The organism is Cellulomonas persica (genome assembly GCF_007989825.1).
Lineage (GTDB): Bacteria > Actinomycetota > Actinomycetes > Actinomycetales > Cellulomonadaceae > Cellulomonas > Cellulomonas persica.
This window is the reverse complement of sequence record NZ_BJUA01000028.1, coordinates 1-15,156: the sequence shown is the minus strand read 5'-3', so window position 1 is coordinate 15,156 and position 15,156 is coordinate 1. Positions and strand designations below refer to the sequence as shown.

Sequence of the window (15,156 nt, the reverse complement as noted above, 5' to 3'; positions counted from 1 at the left end):
GGGGGGGGGGGGGGGGGGGCGACCTCGCCGGCCGACGCGGGTCCTCGCGGCCTACGCGGTCTCGTCGGACTGCGCCGTCTCGTCGGGCTGGCCGGTCTCGTCCGACGGCACGGCCTCGTCGGACCGCGCAGTCGTCTCGGGCACGGCATGCTCGGCCGGAGCGGTCGCCTCGCCGGACGCGACCGGCGGCGGCAGCTCGTCGGCCCGGCTGCTGACCACCATCACGGGGCACGTCGCGTGGTGCAGCACGGCCTGGCTCGTCGAGCCCAGCAGGAGACCACGGAAGCCACCGCGGCCCCGCGAGCCGACGACCACGAGGTCGGAGGCCGACGAGAACTCGGTGAGCAGCTCGGCACCCGTGCCGTCGAGCGCGAACCGGCGTACGGCCACCGAACGCCCGGCCACGGCCCGGTCGACCACGACGTCGAGCCCCTCCGCCATGTCACGGAGCACCTGCTCGTGGTCGACCGCGGACGGCAGCCACGCGAGGAGCCCCGTCATCGACCCTACGGGCACGCCCGAGACGGCGGTGAGCTGCGCGTCCCACGCGTGCGCCTCGTCGATCGCGTACTGCAGCGCACGCTCCGCCTGCGGCGAGCCGTCGACACCGACGACGATGCGACGCCCCTCCGGCACGGGCGGGATCTCGTTGCCCTCGGGGAGCTGGTGGCCCTGCGCGTCGCGCAGCGGCACCACGACCGTCGGGCAGAACGCGTGCGCCGGCAGGGCCGACGAGACCGTGCCGAGCAGGCGGTCGGCGAACCCGCCGCGCCCGCGCGTGCCGACCACCGCGAGCCGCGCCTCGCGCGACAGCTCGACGAGCACGCCCGCCGCATCGCCGGTGTGCACCTTCGCGGTGACCGCGACACCGCGTCCGGAGACCCGTGCGGAGGCCTCGGCGAGCACCGCCGCGGCACCCTCCTGGATCGCGGAGTCGTCGAGCGCGGCGTACCCGCCGTCGAGCGAGGCCGCCGCGAACGACGGCAGCGCGTACGCGCACACGAGGTGCAGCCGCCAGCCGCGACGCTGCGCCTCCGCGGCGGCCCAGTCGAGCGCGTAGAGGCTGGCTGTCGACCCGTCGACCCCCACGAGGATCACGTCGTCGCGCGTCATGCCTGCTCCTCCGCCCGTCCTGGCCGTCGCGGCCGTCTCACCGCTCGAGGTGGCTGCCTCGAGCGGACCGTCCGGTCGCCCGGCCGGTCTCCCTCAAGTCAACACCAAGACTTCCTCAAGAGCGACGTCCGAGACGCGCGTCCCCGCGCCCGGCCGTGGCGTCAGGCCACGACGGCGTCCGACCAGCCGTGCAGGTACGGCTCCCAGTCCGGCCGCCGCAGGTGCACGCCGTGACCGATGATCGCGGTGTGCGGCGGGCGCGGCGTGAACCGCAGCTCCCAGCCGATCTCGGACAGCAGCCGGTCGGCCTTGCGGTGGTTGCAGCGCGCGCACGCCGCGACGACGTTCTCCCACACGTTGCGGCCGGACCGGCTCCGCGGGATGACGTGGTCGATCGTGTCGGCGCGTCCGGAGCAGTACGCGCACCGCTCGTGGTCGCGCGCGAGCACCGCACGGCGCGTGATCGGGGCGTGCGAGCGTCGGGGCACGCGGACGTACCGCTGGAGCCGCACGACGGACGGCGCGACGACGGCCAGGTGCTCGGAGTGGAGCACGCGGTCCCCGGCGCTCTCCACGACGGCCTTGTCCAGCAGCAGCAGCACCACGGCCCGGCGCACCGGGACCACGCACAGCGGCTCGTAGGAGGCGTTGAGGACCAGGGTGCCGCTCATGGCCGCGCGCCTCGTCGGGTGCCGCGGGCGGGCGCGCAGCGCGCGACCGCCTCCGTCATGTCCCACGGCGCGTCCTTCGACGCTGTCGCTGCTCTCGGCACGGCGCCCTCCCGACCTGACGGTCGGACCTGGCTGGCCCGACCTGACGAGCTTCGGTGCGCGATCAGACTAGCCGCACCGTCCAGGTGACGAAGACGACGAGGCCCCGGCGACATCTCGTGTCGTCCGGGGCCTCGTGGCACGGCGTGGGAGTCAGCCGACTCGGATGAAGACTGGCGAGCTCTGCCAGATGGAGCGGAACTGGACCGTCTTGCCGGGGCGCGGCGCGTCGATCTGCGAGTTGCCGCCCGCGTAGATCGCGATGTGGCCGGGGCTCCAGATGAGGTCGCCCGGCTTCGCGTCGGCGCGCGAGACGACCTGGCCGGCGTAGCGCATGGCGCTCGACGTGCGCGGCAGGCTCACACCGAGCTGCTTGTAGACGTACGAGACGAAGCCCGAGCAGTCGAAGCCCTTGGGCGACGCGCCGCCGGAGACGTACGGGACGCCGACGTAGCGGGCCGCGATCTCGAGGACCGCGTTGCCCGAGACCGTCTGCGGGATCGGGTTGTTCGCGACGCGAGGCGCGGTGCGCGACGTGACCTGACGCTCACGCGTCTGCGTCGCGGTGGTCGTCACGACCTTCTTCTTGGGCAGCGAGACCGAGAGCTTGGGGGCGTCGATGCTCCACTCGGCCGTGGCGGGCGCGCTCACGACGGGCGCCGTCTCCAGCAGGGCGCGAGCGGAGGCGGTGAGCGCCTCGGTGTCGACCGCGGACAGGGAGCCGGCCGCGGACGCGTTGTCCGAGGTGGAGGCCATCGCGGGGGTCGCGCCCAGCATCGAGACGACGAGGCCACCCGAGGCGGCGACGACGGCCGACCGGCGTCCGACGGTGCCCATCTGCTCCGATGCGGCGGCGGCGAGCTCGGTCAGCGGCGTCGAGGGCCGACGAGCGGCCCGGTGACGTGCATTGGTCATGCGCGTTCTCCTAGTCGCCTGCGAGGTCAGCTGTCGGGTTCGGGTGGGAGAACACCCGGCCCTGTCCCAGACCGAGGTCTGCGACGGGGCTTCACCCCAAGGACACCGTGGTGCCCAGATTGGGTCCCCCGCCCCTGCCGGCGGTTCGTGCGGACCTCGTGCGGCGGCAGGGCTAGGCGTTCCGCTCGAGGGCTTCGTTGGAGGAGGGGTTCCGGTGAAGCAGGTCGAACGTACATGAGGCTCCCGGGGATTGTCACGTTCCGATCACGACGAGAACCGATTTCTTTGGACGTGCGACCAGCAGCCCCCGCAGACGTCCAGCAGACCCGCAGGTCACGGGTGTGGGAGCGTGCGTCACCGGACCTCGTGCGTTTCACCCGTCGGCGCCCCGTCTCACGATCCGGCCGAATCGCCACACGTGGGGCAGCTCGGACGAACCCGCAGGTCACCGCGGCAGAGGCACACCCAGGGGTAGAGACGCGCGGCTGCGCGGCACGCCCGTCGTCAGCCCACCGGGCCGGCGGACGGCCGCGTGAGCATCAGCACAGGTGTAGCGGCGGCCTCGCAGTGCGGGAGGCGGCGGGCGTCAGCGCGTGCGGACGAAGATGTGCCGCGCGACCTCGTCGGGCAGGTCCAGCACCACCTCGGCGCCCGGCACGCCGACGGTCACGACACCCACGAGCTTCTCGACCGTGATCGCGGCCCCCGGGACGACCCCGGCGTCCGCGAGCCGCGCGAGCAGCTCGACGTCGACCTGCAGCGGCTCGGCGATGCGCGCCACCACCGCATGCCCATCGACCCCCGACGCGGGGTCGAGCAGCGAGGCCACGCCGTCGAGGAACTCAACGCGCGTCTGCTCCTCGCCGATCTCCGACAGCCCGGGGATCGGGTTGCCGTACGGGTCGAAGTGCGGGTGGTCGAGCAGGGCCGCGAGGCGCTTCTCGACCCGCTCGCTCATGACGTGCTCCCAGCGGCACGCCTCCTCGTGGACGTACGGCCACTCGAGCCCGACGACGTCGGTGAGGAGCCGCTCGGCGAGGCGGTGCTTGCGCATCACGCGCACGGCCTTGGCCAGACCCAGGTCGGTGAGCTCGAGGTGACGGTCCCCGGTGACGACGACCAGGCCGTCGCGCTCCATGCGCGCGACCGTCTGCGAGACCGTGGGACCGGAGTGCCCGAGGCGCTCGGCGATGCGCGCGCGCAGCGGGGTGATGCCTTCCTCGGTGAGCTCGTAGACCGTCTTGAGGTACATCTCCGTCGTGTCGATCAGGTCGCTCACCGCGTTGCCTCCCAGGTCGCCCACGGCCGGTGCCTGCTCGGCCGCAGTCACAGGGTAGTTGGTCCCACGGGCTCATCGAGGGCGCCGGGGCTCTATCCTCGCCCCGTGCCCGAGAACGCTCCCGCCCCCGCTCCCCTGACGATCCCCGCCGGCCTCCTGCCGCGCGACGGCCGGTTCGGCTCGGGTCCGTCCAAGATCCGCCAGGAGCAGGTCGAGGCGCTCGTCGCGTCCGGGACGTCGCTGCTCGGCACGTCCCACCGCCAGGCGCCCGTGCGGTCGGTGGTCCGCCGCGTGCGCACCGGGCTCGCGGAGCTGCTGGGCCTGCCGGACGGGTACGAGATCGTGCTCGGCAACGGCGGCTCGACCGCGTTCTGGGACGTCGCGACGTTCTGCCTGATCGAGCGCCGCTCGGCGCACGGCGCGTTCGGCGAGTTCGGCTCGAAGTTCGCGGCCGCGGCCACGCGCGCGCCGTTCCTCGACGAGCCCGTCGTGACGACCGCGGCGCCCGGTTCGGTCGCGGTGCCCGAGCGCGCGGACGTGGACGTGTACGCCTGGCCGCAGAACGAGACCTCGACCGGTGCCGTCGCGCCCGTCCGGCGCGTCGCCGGCTCGCGGGAGCAGGGCGCGCTCGTCCTCGTCGACGCGACCTCGGCCGCCGGCGGCGTGCCCGTGGACGTCGCGCAGACCGACGTCTACTACTTCGCGCCGCAGAAGTCGTTCGCGTCCGACGGCGGGCTGTGGCTGGCCGCGATGTCGCCCGCGGCGATCGAGCGGGCCGCGCGGCTCGAGGCGGGCCGCTGGGTCCCCGAGAGCCTGTCGCTGACGACCGCGGTGACGAACTCCCGCCTCGACCAGACCCTCAACACGCCCGCGATCGCCACGCTCGTGCTGCTCGCGGAGCAGGTGGAGTGGATGCTCGGCAACGGCGGGCTGGAGTTCGCCGCGAACCGCAGCGCGACCTCGTCGGGCCACGTCTACGCGTGGGCGCAGGCCCGCGACTGGGCGACGCCGTTCGTCGCCGACCCTGCCCACCGCTCACCCGTGGTGGCGACCATCGACTTCGACCCGCAGGTCGAGGCGGCGACGATCGCCACGACGCTGCGCGCGCACGGCGTGGTCGACGTCGAGCCGTACCGCAAGCTCGGCCGCAACCAGCTGCGCATCGCCACGTACCCCGCGGTCGACCCGCAGGACGCGCTCGCGCTGACCGCGTGCATCGACCACGTGGTCGACCAGCTCCTCTGACGCACGTCTCACCCGCGCCGGACGCGCGCCGGCGGACCCCGCAGGCACCCGCGCGCGAGGCACGACGACGGGCGCCGACCCATGTGGTCGGCGCCCGTCGTCGTGCTCGGTCGCAGGTCGAGGATCAGACCTCGGTGTGGCGGCGGTTGCGCCGCGTCGCGGCCACGGCGATCGCACCCGCGGCGACCAGCCCGCCGCCGACGAGCGCGATCGGCAGCGCGTTCGAGCCGGTGGCCGACAGCACGGGCGGCTCAGGCTCGTCGACGAGGACCGAGGTGCCCGGCGGGCTCGTCAGGCACTGCGGGCTCGACGGCGGGTACGCGACCGTGATCGTCGCCTCGGGGTTCACCGCGAAGTTCACCTGCACGGACGGGCGGACCCAGTCCCACTCGTCACCCTCGACCCAGGTGCCGTCCGCGAGCTGTCGCCAGCCGGGCCAGTCCACCCCGACCCCGTTCTGCTCGACGGCTCCGGGCCAGAGCACCGTTCCGGACAGCGGGAGGCCCGCCTGGACGTAGTCCGCGCCGCTCGGGTTGATCCACGTGAGCGTCACGGTCGTGTTCGGCGAGCCGATCGCCTCGACCTCGTACCGGAGCTTCGGCACGTCGTTGTCGCAGATCGGCTGCTTGACCAGGACGTGCAGCTCGCACGGCAGCGGCGGCGAGTAGTCGCCGTCCGCGCCGACCGCGGCCTGCTCGGTCTCGCAGCCGTACACCGGGTCGTCCGCGGCGGTGGCCACCGAGGGGACGCCCACCACCAAGGCGGCGATCATCAGTGCCAGACAGGTTCGCAGGAGCTTGCGCATGAGGACGACCCACCGTCGTGAGAGTGCGGACGATTCGTACATTTCGGGACCATCCTCGCCCCTGTCGCGCCGCGCACCTAGCCGCAGATCGGGTGATTTCGTCCGTTTCATCGGTTTCGCGACGTGCGGGGCGCGCCCGGTCGGGTGACCCCGGTTGCCCGCGGCGCCCTCCGGCGTCGCCCCGGTACCGTCCGGCGGCGGTTCAGGCCGCGGTCACCTCGTCGGCCGCGTCCCGAGCCTTCGCCTCGGCGACCGTGGCCTCGCGGCCCTCCCCCGACCCAGCCGCCGCGCGCGACGCCTCGGCGAGGTCGTCGGACGACGGGGCGCACGGGCCCTCGTCGGAACCCGCGTGCGGCACACCGACCTCCTCGTCGGCCGCGTGCGTGGGGTACAGCACCTCGAGGTGCGGCCGGTGCAGGTGGTAGCGGACCTCGACGTCCCACGCCTTGCGCGCCCACAGCGCCGCGGCCGTCGAGACGAGCAGCGCGCTGATCGAGCCGATACCGATCGACCACCGCGCGCCGAACGTCTCGCCGATCCACCCGACGATGGGCGACCCGACGGGCGTCGCCCCCAGGAACACGATCATGTAGAGCGCCATGACGCGGCCGCGCATCGCCGGCTCGGTGGTCATCTGGATGGTCGCGTTCGCCGCGGTCATCATCGTGAGCGACGCGAGCCCCACGGGGATGCACGCGATCGCGAACGACGTGTACGTCGGCATGAGCGCCATCACGCCGCTCGCGATCCCGAACCCGAACGCGGCGCCGATCACGAGCCGGACGCGCGGCCGCTCACGCCGGGCCGCGAGCAGCGCGCCGGTCAGCGAGCCGATCGCGAGGACCGAGCCGAGGATGCCGTACTCCCCCGCGCCCTTGCCGAACTCGCTGCGCGCCATGAGCGCGCTCGTGAGCTGGAAGTTGAGCCCGAACGTCGAGACCACGCCGACGACGACCATGATCACGACGATGTCCGTGCGCTTGCGCACGTAGCGCATGCCCGCCCGGATCTGCCCCTTGCTGCGCGACGCGGTCGGCATCGGGTAGAGCTCGGAGCGCCGCATCCACGTCAGCGCGAGGATCGTCGCGCCGAACGTCACCGCGTTGATGATGAACACCCAGCCGGTGCCGACCCACGCGATCAGCAGGCCCGCGACGCCCGGGCCGACGAGCCGCGCGGCGTTGAACGACGCGCTGTTCAGGCCGACCGCGTTCGACAGCTTGTCGCCCGGGACGAGCTCGGCCACGAACGTCTGGCGCACCGGGCCGTCGATCGCGGAGACGCAGCCGAGCAGGAGCGCGAACAGGTAGACCTGCCAGAGCTGGGCGTTGCCGGCGAGCACGAGCAGACCGAGGCCGAGCGCGAGCAGGCCCTGACCGACCTGCGTGGCGATGAGGAGCTTGCGGCGGTCCATGCGGTCCGCGAGGAGGCCCGCGTACGCCGACAGCGCGAGCACGGGCGCGAACTGCAGGGCGGTCGTGATGCCGACCGCGACGCCGGAGTCGTCGGACAGCTGCGTCAGGACGAGCCAGTCCTGGGCGACACGCTGCATCCAGGTGCCGACGTTCGCGACGAGCGCGCCGGCGAACCACAGGCGGTAGTTGAAGAAGCGCAGGGAGTCGAACGTGCTCATGCCTGCGCGATCCTCCACAGCAGCTCGAGCGCGTCCGCGAGGCGCGCGCGTTCGTCGGGCTCCATCGCCGCGAGCTGGGCCTCGAGCCACGCGGACCGGCGCTGACGCGTCTCGGCGACCTCGGTGCGGCCCTGCTCCGTCAGGCTCACGACGACGACCCGGCCGTCGGTCGGGTGCGCGGCCTTCTCGACCAGGCCCGCCTCGACCAGGCAGTTGATCGTGCGCGTCATGGACGGCGGCTGGATGCGCTCGAGGTCGGCGAGCTGGCTGGGCGTGAGCTGCCCGTTGCGCTCGAGGTGCACCAGCACGGAGTACTGCGGGTCGGACAGGTCGGCGGAGCCGCGCTCGGCCCGGATCCGGCGGGAGGCCATGATCACGGCGCGGCGCAGCTCCGAGGCGAGGGTGGGAGCGGCGACGGGCATGTCGTGAGCATAACTCATTACTCGCAGTAATGATCTGTGCGAAGTACCACATCGGGCGGGAACCGGGCAGACCAGGTGCCGGCCGCGGGGCGAGACCGTGGCGAACGACCGACGCCGCCCGCCCCACCAGGGGACGAGCGGCGTCGGTTCGCGTCGAGCAGCGGGTCAGGGGCGACCCAGCGCGCGGTACGTCCAGCCCGCGGCGCGCCAGCGGGCCGGGTCCAGCGCGTTGCGGCCGTCGAGCATGTGCTTGCCCGTGACCACCTCGGCGAGCTTCTCGGGGTCGAGGTCGCGGTACTCCGTCCACTCCGTGCCCAGCAGGACGACGTCGGCACCGCGGACCGCCTCGAGCACGTCCTGCGTGTAGTGCAGGTTGGGACGCGCACGACGCGCGTTCTCGATGCCCTGCGGGTCCGTCACGACGACGTGCGCACCGTTCTTCTCGAGCGAGTCCGCGACTGCGAGCGCCGGCGAGTCCCGGATGTCGTCGGAGTTCGGCTTGAACGTCGCGCCGAGCACCGCGATGCGCTTGTCGACGAGGCTGCCGTCGCACACCTCGCGCGCGAGCTCGACCATGCGCTCGCGACGACGCCCGTTGATCGAGTCGACCTCGCGCAGGAACGTCAGGGCCTGGTCCACGCCGAGCTCACCCGCACGCGCCATGAACGCGCGGATGTCCTTCGGCAGGCACCCCCCGCCGAAGCCGAGGCCCGCGTTGAGGAAGCGACGGCCGATGCGCGCGTCATAGCCGATCGCGTCGGCGAGCTGCGTGACGTCGCCGCCCGTGGCCTCGCACAGCTCGGCCATCGCGTTGATGAACGAGATCTTGGTCGCGAGGAACGAGTTCGCCGCGACCTTCACGAGCTGGGCCGTCGCGTAGTCCGTCACGACGAGCGGGGTGTCGTCGGCCAGCGGCGTCGCGTACACCTCGTCGAGCAGCGCCTTCGCCGCCTCGCCCGCCTCCGTCACCTCGCCGTCCTGCGTCGGGAGGCCGTAGACGAACCGGTCCGGGTGCAGCGTGTCCTCGACCGCGAAGCCCTCCCGCAGGAACTCCGGGTTCCAGATCAGGGTCGCGCCCGTCGGGGCGAGCTGCTCCGCGAGACGCTCGGCCGTGCCCACCGGCACGGTCGACTTGCCGACGACCACGTCGCCCGGCTGCAGGTACGGGATCAGGGACGTGACGGAGGCGTCGACGTACGACAGGTCCGCGCGGAACTCGCCCTTCATCTGCGGCGTGCCGACGCACACGAAGTGCACGCGGGCACCGGCGACCGCGGCGATGTCCGTGCTGAACGTCAGACCGCCCGCGGCACCAGCCTCGAGCAGCAGCTCCGGCAGCCCGGGCTCGAAGAACGGGGCCCGGCCGGCACGCAGCGCGTCGATCTTCGACTCGTCCACGTCGATGCCGACGACCTCGTGGCCGAGGGACGCCATGGCGGCGGCGTGCACCGCGCCCAGATACCCACAACCGATGACGCTGATGCGCACGACAGCTCTCCTACTCGACGACGGCTCCGCACGAGGGTACCGGCGCACGGGGGCCTACCCTCACATCCGTGGTCCCAGGCGACACTCCCCCGGCCGCTGCCGCGGCACCTCCCGCGCGAGCCGCCACCGCCCCGCGGCGCCCGGTGCTCGTCGCGGCGCTCGTCGTCTGGGCGGCCTCCGTCGCCGTCGTCACGCTGCGTCCCTCGTCGGACTACGACGGTCAGCTCGACCTGGTCCGGCGTGTGACCGACTGGCTCGTCACGCACGGCATCCCCCTCACGTTCGCACTGGTGGAGGCACTCGCGAACGTCGCGATGTTCGCCCCGCTCGGCGTGCTGCTCGTCCTCCTCGCGGCCGCTCCCGCAGGCCGCTCCGCGCGTGGCCTGCGGCTCATGGTGCGCGTCGCGCTCGTCGGGCTCGCGATCTCGACCGGGATCGAGGTCGCGCAGGCGCTGTGGCTGCCGAGCCGCGTGGCGACCGTGCAGGACGTGGTCATGAACACGCTCGGTGCCGCTGCGGGCGCGTGGGCGACGCTCGTCGTCCTCGACCGCCGGGCGCGCACCCGGGCCTGACCCGCACCTCGTCGCCGCCTCGCCGCTGCCTCGCCGCCGCCTGGTCGCCGCCTGGTCGCCGCCTGGTCGCCACCTCGTCGGCCGCCTGAGGGACCCGCCCGCGGACGCACGACGGGCCGGCTCCCCCGTGAGGGAACCGGCCCGTCGGACGCGCGTCGGGGGTCAGCCGACGAGGTTCTCGATCGGTCCGCGCACGAAGTACAGGACGAACATGGCCGCGATCAGCCAGATCAGCGGGTGGATCTTGCGACCCTTGCCCACCACGACCTGCAGGATCACGTACAGGATGACGCCCGCGCCGATGCCCGCCGTGATCGAGTAGGCGAACGGCATGAGGATCATCGTGAGGAACGCCGGGATGGCGATCGTGTAGTCGTGCCAGTCGATGTCCAGCACCTGCGTCACCATCAGGAAACCGACGACGACGAGCGCCGGGGCGGCCGCCTCGGACGGGATCACGGCGACGAGCGGCGACAGGAACGTCGCCAGCAGGAACGCGATGCCCGTGACGACCGACGCCAGACCCGTGCGGGCACCGTCGCCGACGCCCGACGCGGACTCGATGTACGACGTGTTGCTCGACACGCCCGCGGCACCACCGGCGGCCGCGGCGATCGAGTCGACGACGAGGATCTGCTGCGTCTTCGGCGGGTTGCCGTTCTCGTCGAGCAGACCGGCCTCGCCACCGACGGCGACCATCGTGCCCATCGTGTCGAAGAAGTCCGCGAGCAGGAGCGAGAACACCAGCAGCAGCACCGACAGCACGCCGAGCTTGCCGAACGCGCCGAACAGCGAGAAGTGGCCCAGCAGCGAGAAGTCCGGCGTGGCGACGACCTCGTCCGGCACCTCGGGAGTCGTGAGCTTCCACGTCACGTCGGCGACCGCGTTCACGATGATCGCGAGGACGGTGGTCGCCAGGATCGAGATGAGGATCGCGCCGCGCACCTTCTTGACCATGAGGATGATCGTCAGCAGCAGGCCGAAGACGAACACCGCGACGGTCCACGAGGAGATCGAGCCGGCGACACCGAGCTCGACCGGGACCGACGGCGGGGCGTCCGGGTTCCAGGGCACGCTGACGAAGCCGGCGTCGAAGAAGCCGATGAACGCGATGAACAGGCCGATGCCGACGCTGATCGCGGTCTTCAGCCACGCCGGCACCGCCTCGAACACGGCCTTGCGGAAGCCGGTGAGCACGAGCACGAAGATCAACAGACCCTCGAGCACGACGATGCCCATCGCGTCCTGCCACGTCATGTCCGGCAGGATCGCGATCGAGAACGCGACGACCGCGTTCAGACCGAGGCCGGCCGCGAGCGCGAGGGGGAAGTTCGCGACCAGGCCCATGAGGATCGTCAGGACACCGGCGACGAGGGCGGTCGTCGCCGCGATGGTGGCCTTGGGCGCCAGGTCGGCGCCGGTGCCATCCGTCCCGCCGAGGATGATCGGGTTCAGGACGATGATGTAGGCCATCGTGAAGAACGTGACGAGGCCGCCACGGATCTCGGTGCCGATCGTCGAGCCACGCTCGGTGATCTTGAAGTAGCGGTCGATGGCGTTCTGGGGGGAGGGAGTTTCGGTGCGCTCGGGCGCAGCGGAGGTCGAAGCCATGCGCGCAGTGTGGCAGACCCGCGAAGCGTCCGTGGACAAGTTGTGTCACGGGTTGGACGCCGTTTTTCGCGGTCCGCCCGGCGCGATCACGACATACTTCGCACCATGCGAGGGATCATCCTGGCCGGCGGGTCCGGCACGCGCCTGCACCCCATCACGCTCGGCGTGAGCAAGCAGCTCGTCCCCGTGTGGGACAAGCCGATGATCTACTACCCGCTCTCGACCCTGCTGCTCGCGGGCATCCGCGACGTGCTCGTCATCACCACGCCGCACGACTCCGAGCAGTTCCGCCGGCTGCTCGGCGACGGCAGCCAGTTCGGCATCTCCATCAGCTATGCGGTGCAGGCCGAGCCCAACGGGCTCGCGCAGGCCTTCGTCATCGGCGCGGACTTCGTCGGGTCCCAGAAGGTCGCGCTGGTCCTGGGCGACAACATCTTCTACGGCACCGGACTGGGCGACCAGCTCCTGCGGTTCTCCGACGTCGACGGCGCCGCCGTGTTCGCCTACCGGGTCGCGGACCCCACCGCCTACGGCGTCGTCGAGTTCGACGACGAGGGCCGCGCGCTCTCTATCGAGGAGAAGCCCGCCACGCCGCGCTCGTCGTACGCGATCCCCGGCCTGTACTTCTACGACAACGACGTCGTCGCGATCGCACGCGACCTGTCGCCGTCCGCACGCGGCGAGTACGAGATCACCGACGTCAACCGTGCGTACCTCGAGCAGGGCAGGCTGCAGGTGTCCGTGCTGCCGCGCGGCACCGCGTGGCTCGACACCGGCACGTTCGAGTCGCTGCTCGACGCGAGCGACTACGTGCGGGCGATCGAGCACCGGCAGGGCCTCAAGGTCGGCTCGCCGGAGGAGGTCGCCTGGCGGCGCGGGTTCCTCGACGACGAGGGCCTGCGCGTGCGGGCCGCCGCGCTCGGCAAGTCCGGCTACGGCGCCTACCTCCTGGCCCTGCTCGACGACCCGCACCGCTGACAGCCACTGCGCGCCGGCCGCCCGCCTCGGCGTCGCCGGGTGCGGCGTCCACACCGTCGCGCGCGGCTGCCCGCGCTGGTCCACACGTTGGGGGAAACCGTGGCGAGCAGCGTCCGATTCGTCTAGAATCGTACACATGTTCGAATCGCCGACGCCCCTTCATGCCTCCTCGGGCGTGCCGGGCGGCGCCGCGCCGGTGATCACCGGGCTGAGCGCCGTCGTCGACGAGCTGGTGCGCCTGGCGTCGTCGACGCAGGACGCCGAGCGCTGGTCGGGGGTCGAGCGGGCGCGCGTGCTGGCGCTGCTGGACCGGCTGCCCGCGCTCGCGACGAGCGTGCGAGCGCCTGTCCTCGTCGCGCAGCAGAGCGCTGCGTCGGACGCGGGCGCCGCGCGCGAGTTCGCGGACCTGCGCGCGCGGACGATCGGCGGCACCCGGGGCCAGGCGGACCTGCAGGTCGACACCGCGCGCGCGCTGACCCGGCTCGCGGGAGTGCGGGAGGCGGTGCTCGACCGCCAGGTGCTCGAGCCGCACGTCGAGGTGCTAGCCAAGGTCCTGCGCACCGCGGGGCCGGCGGCGGGTGCGTTCCTGTCGTCACCCCAGGGGCAGGCGCAGGTCATCGAGCTCGCGCACGGCTCCGACGCCCGCCAGTTCTCGCGCGACCTCGCGGTCCTCGCCGCCGCACACGACCCGGCGTCGTTCGAGGACGAACGTGAGGCCGTGCGGCGGGCGCGCTTCCTGCACCTCACGCACGCGTCGGACGGCACGTTCCTGCGCGGCAGGCTCGACCCGCTCGCGGGCAGCGCGTTGCAGGCCGCGCTCGACGCGACGGGCCACCGGCCGGACGACGACCGAGCACCCGAGCAGGCGCGCGCCGACGCGCTCACCGCCCTCGCCCGCCACGCCCTGGGCGGGCCGGCTCCCCGCGGCTCGGGCACACGCGAGCCGGTGGGCGTCGCGCCCGACACGCGTTCGGCCCACGCGCCGTCGAGGGCGAGCAGCGCGGCCACGGTGTCCCTCGCGGGCGACGACGCAGCGGGCCACGGGCCGGGCGGTGGCGTCGAGAGCGAGATCGACGACGAGGGCGAGATCGACGACGGCGTCGTCGTGGCGACACCGGGTGTCGTCCCGCAGATCAGCCTGCTCGTCCCGGCCGAGACCTGGTACGCGGTGCGGCGTCGCGCCCAGCACCACGGTCATGCCGAGCGACACCGCAGCGGGACGACGCGCGACCTCGACACGCCCCGCGAGCAGGAGCACGGCGCACGCGCGTCGACAGTCAGGTCGGACGCACCGGCGACTGGACCCGGCGATCTGAGCGCTGCCGAGGGCGACACCGACGAGCACCGCGATCCGCAGCACGGCGGTCGCAAACATGGCACTCGTGAACGCGGTAGTCGTGAACAGGGCGTTCACGAAGAAGGGCACGTGCTGGTGCCGGCGACGAGTGAGGACGGGAAGGTCGTGTCGGCGAGCGAGCTCGCGGCGGCGCTGTGCGACTGCGCGATGACGCGCGTCGTCATGGATGCGCAGGGCGTCCCCTTGGACGTCGGGCGGACCAAGCGGATGTTCACCCCCGCGCAGCGCAAGGCGGTCGTGGCGCGCGACAGGGTGTGCGCCTGGAACGGGTGCGGGGTCCCGCCTGCCTACTGCCAGGTGCACCACGTCGCGTGGTGGCATCGCGACGGCGGACGGACCGACCTGGCGAACGCCGTGCTGCTGTGCGACTTCCACCATCACGAGGTGCACCGCCTCGACCTGGGCATCACCCGCGAGCTCGCACCCTCCCCTGCACTCGCTCCGGCGGTGCACGTCGCGGGCGAGACTGTGCTGGGCGCCACCGTTCTGGACGGTTTACTGGACGGCGCCGTGCCGGGCAGCACCGCTCTGGGCGGCACAGATGTGGGCCGCACAGACGTGGGCGCCAGGTCTGCTGGCGACGTGGTCGGCGGAGGGACCTCAGGCGGCGTGGCAGCAACGGCGGCCGGGTCCCGGCCGCGAGGCCGCGTCGAGCGCCCTCGCTACACGTTCCGCGACCGCCTGGGCCGCACACGCAATGGTCCGGCGAGCACGATGACACCTCTGCGCACGTGACAGCTGCGACTGCCGCCAACGCGGTCGAGGCGATCCCGCGCGACAGACCGCACGCGACCGCGTCCGTCGTCGCGCCACCTGACATCGCGCGGTTCGAGGTCACACCGCAGGACATCGCGGTTCGACGTCACGCAGCAGGACGTCACGCAGCAGGACGTCGCGCAGGTCGACGTCATGCAGCAGAACGGCTCGCGGGTCGACGTCACGCCGCAGGACCTCGCGCGGTCGACGTC

The 15,156-nt window shown here is 72.7% G+C and carries 13 protein-coding genes and 1 riboswitch; of the genes, 4 read left to right on the top strand and 9 right to left on the bottom strand.

Translation table 11 applies throughout. From position 1 onward, the window contains the following. Positions 1 to 51 precede the first annotated feature (51 nt). From CPE01_RS15910 to CPE01_RS15895, 4 genes are all read right to left on the bottom strand, one after another. Positions 52 to 1,113 (bottom strand): universal stress protein, encoded by a 1,062-nt coding sequence (locus tag CPE01_RS15910; protein WP_146807784.1) that lies wholly within the window; start codon positions 1,111 to 1,113, stop codon positions 52 to 54. Positions 1,114 to 1,274: 161 nt separating this feature from the next. Further along, complete coding sequence (locus CPE01_RS15905) at positions 1,275 to 1,784, bottom strand: HNH endonuclease (protein WP_146807783.1); 510 nt, start codon at positions 1,782 to 1,784, stop codon at positions 1,275 to 1,277. A gap of 252 nt (positions 1,785 to 2,036) precedes the next feature. Continuing rightward, positions 2,037 to 2,798 carry a C40 family peptidase gene (locus CPE01_RS15900; protein WP_146807782.1) on the bottom strand — a complete coding sequence of 254 codons (762 nt, stop codon included), beginning with the start codon at positions 2,796 to 2,798 and terminating at the stop codon, positions 2,037 to 2,039. Further along, positions 2,799 to 2,960, bottom strand: a riboswitch (cyclic di-AMP (ydaO/yuaA leader). It abuts the gene before it with no gap. A gap of 424 nt (positions 2,961 to 3,384) precedes the next feature. Further along, positions 3,385 to 4,077 carry an iron-dependent transcriptional repressor DtxR gene (locus CPE01_RS15895; protein ID WP_146807786.1) on the bottom strand — a complete coding sequence of 231 codons (693 nt, stop codon included), beginning with the start codon at positions 4,075 to 4,077 and terminating at the stop codon, positions 3,385 to 3,387. A gap of 105 nt (positions 4,078 to 4,182) precedes the next feature. Between CPE01_RS15895 and serC the strand changes: the two genes are divergently transcribed. After that, positions 4,183 to 5,322 carry a phosphoserine transaminase gene (serC, locus tag CPE01_RS15890; RefSeq protein WP_246784002.1) on the top strand — a complete coding sequence of 380 codons (1,140 nt, stop codon included), beginning with the start codon at positions 4,183 to 4,185 and terminating at the stop codon, positions 5,320 to 5,322. A 124-nt stretch (positions 5,323 to 5,446) separates the two neighbouring features. Here the strand turns inward: serC and CPE01_RS15885 are convergent, their stop codons facing one another. The 4 genes from CPE01_RS15885 to CPE01_RS15870 all read right to left on the bottom strand — a co-directional run bounded on the left by CPE01_RS15885 (position 5,447) and on the right by CPE01_RS15870 (position 9,670). Beyond that, the gene (locus tag CPE01_RS15885) at positions 5,447 to 6,094 is read right to left on the bottom strand and encodes a peptidase (RefSeq protein ID WP_246784001.1); all 648 of its coding nucleotides are present in this window, start codon (positions 6,092 to 6,094) and stop codon (positions 5,447 to 5,449) included. Between the two features lie 235 nt (positions 6,095 to 6,329). After that, positions 6,330 to 7,760, bottom strand: coding sequence for an MFS transporter (locus CPE01_RS15880; RefSeq protein WP_146807780.1), 1,431 nt, complete (start codon positions 7,758 to 7,760; stop codon positions 6,330 to 6,332). After that, positions 7,757 to 8,182: a MarR family winged helix-turn-helix transcriptional regulator gene (locus CPE01_RS15875; RefSeq protein ID WP_146807779.1), complete on the bottom strand. Its 426-nt coding sequence runs from the start codon at positions 8,180 to 8,182 to the stop codon at positions 7,757 to 7,759. Before CPE01_RS15875 ends, CPE01_RS15880 begins: the two co-directional genes overlap by 4 nt. Positions 8,183 to 8,347: 165 nt before the next feature. Then, the gene (locus tag CPE01_RS15870; RefSeq protein ID WP_146807778.1) at positions 8,348 to 9,670 is read right to left on the bottom strand and encodes a UDP-glucose dehydrogenase family protein; all 1,323 of its coding nucleotides are present in this window, start codon (positions 9,668 to 9,670) and stop codon (positions 8,348 to 8,350) included. A gap of 68 nt (positions 9,671 to 9,738) precedes the next feature. On the opposite strand from CPE01_RS15870, the gene CPE01_RS15865 reads away from it, so the two are divergent. Continuing rightward, positions 9,739 to 10,242 carry a VanZ family protein gene (locus tag CPE01_RS15865; RefSeq protein ID WP_146807777.1) on the top strand — a complete coding sequence of 168 codons (504 nt, stop codon included), beginning with the start codon at positions 9,739 to 9,741 and terminating at the stop codon, positions 10,240 to 10,242. Positions 10,243 to 10,404: 162 nt separating this feature from the next. Here CPE01_RS15865 and CPE01_RS15860 read toward each other — a convergent pair whose 3' ends face one another. Next, the gene (locus CPE01_RS15860; RefSeq protein WP_146807776.1) at positions 10,405 to 11,853 is read right to left on the bottom strand and encodes an NCS2 family permease; all 1,449 of its coding nucleotides are present in this window, start codon (positions 11,851 to 11,853) and stop codon (positions 10,405 to 10,407) included. A 105-nt stretch (positions 11,854 to 11,958) separates the two neighbouring features. On the opposite strand from CPE01_RS15860, the gene rfbA reads away from it, so the two are divergent. Together rfbA and CPE01_RS15850 are read left to right on the top strand one after the other, a co-directional pair. Next, positions 11,959 to 12,831, top strand: coding sequence for a glucose-1-phosphate thymidylyltransferase RfbA (rfbA, locus tag CPE01_RS15855; protein ID WP_146807775.1), 873 nt, complete (start codon positions 11,959 to 11,961; stop codon positions 12,829 to 12,831). Between the two features lie 136 nt (positions 12,832 to 12,967). Continuing rightward, complete coding sequence (locus tag CPE01_RS15850) at positions 12,968 to 14,923, top strand: HNH endonuclease signature motif containing protein (protein ID WP_146807774.1); 1,956 nt, start codon at positions 12,968 to 12,970, stop codon at positions 14,921 to 14,923. Positions 14,924 to 15,156 lie beyond the last annotated feature (233 nt).

Coding starts and splice junctions, on each gene's coding strand:
- CPE01_RS15910 (WP_146807784.1), bottom strand. CDS start 1,113: ATGACGCGCGACGACGTGATCCTCGTGGGGGTCGACGGGTCGACAGCC.
- CPE01_RS15905 (WP_146807783.1), bottom strand. CDS start 1,784: ATGAGCGGCACCCTGGTCCTCAACGCCTCCTACGAGCCGCTGTGCGTG.
- CPE01_RS15900 (WP_146807782.1), bottom strand. CDS start 2,798: ATGACCAATGCACGTCACCGGGCCGCTCGTCGGCCCTCGACGCCGCTG.
- CPE01_RS15885 (WP_246784001.1), bottom strand. CDS start 6,094: ATGATCGCCGCCTTGGTGGTGGGCGTCCCCTCGGTGGCCACCGCCGCG.
- CPE01_RS15880 (WP_146807780.1), bottom strand. CDS start 7,760: ATGAGCACGTTCGACTCCCTGCGCTTCTTCAACTACCGCCTGTGGTTC.
- CPE01_RS15875 (WP_146807779.1), bottom strand. CDS start 8,182: ATGCCCGTCGCCGCTCCCACCCTCGCCTCGGAGCTGCGCCGCGCCGTG.
- CPE01_RS15860 (WP_146807776.1), bottom strand. CDS start 11,853: ATGGCTTCGACCTCCGCTGCGCCCGAGCGCACCGAAACTCCCTCCCCC.
- rfbA (WP_146807775.1), top strand. CDS start 11,959: ATGCGAGGGATCATCCTGGCCGGCGGGTCCGGCACGCGCCTGCACCCC.
- CPE01_RS15850 (WP_146807774.1), top strand. CDS start 12,968: ATGTTCGAATCGCCGACGCCCCTTCATGCCTCCTCGGGCGTGCCGGGC.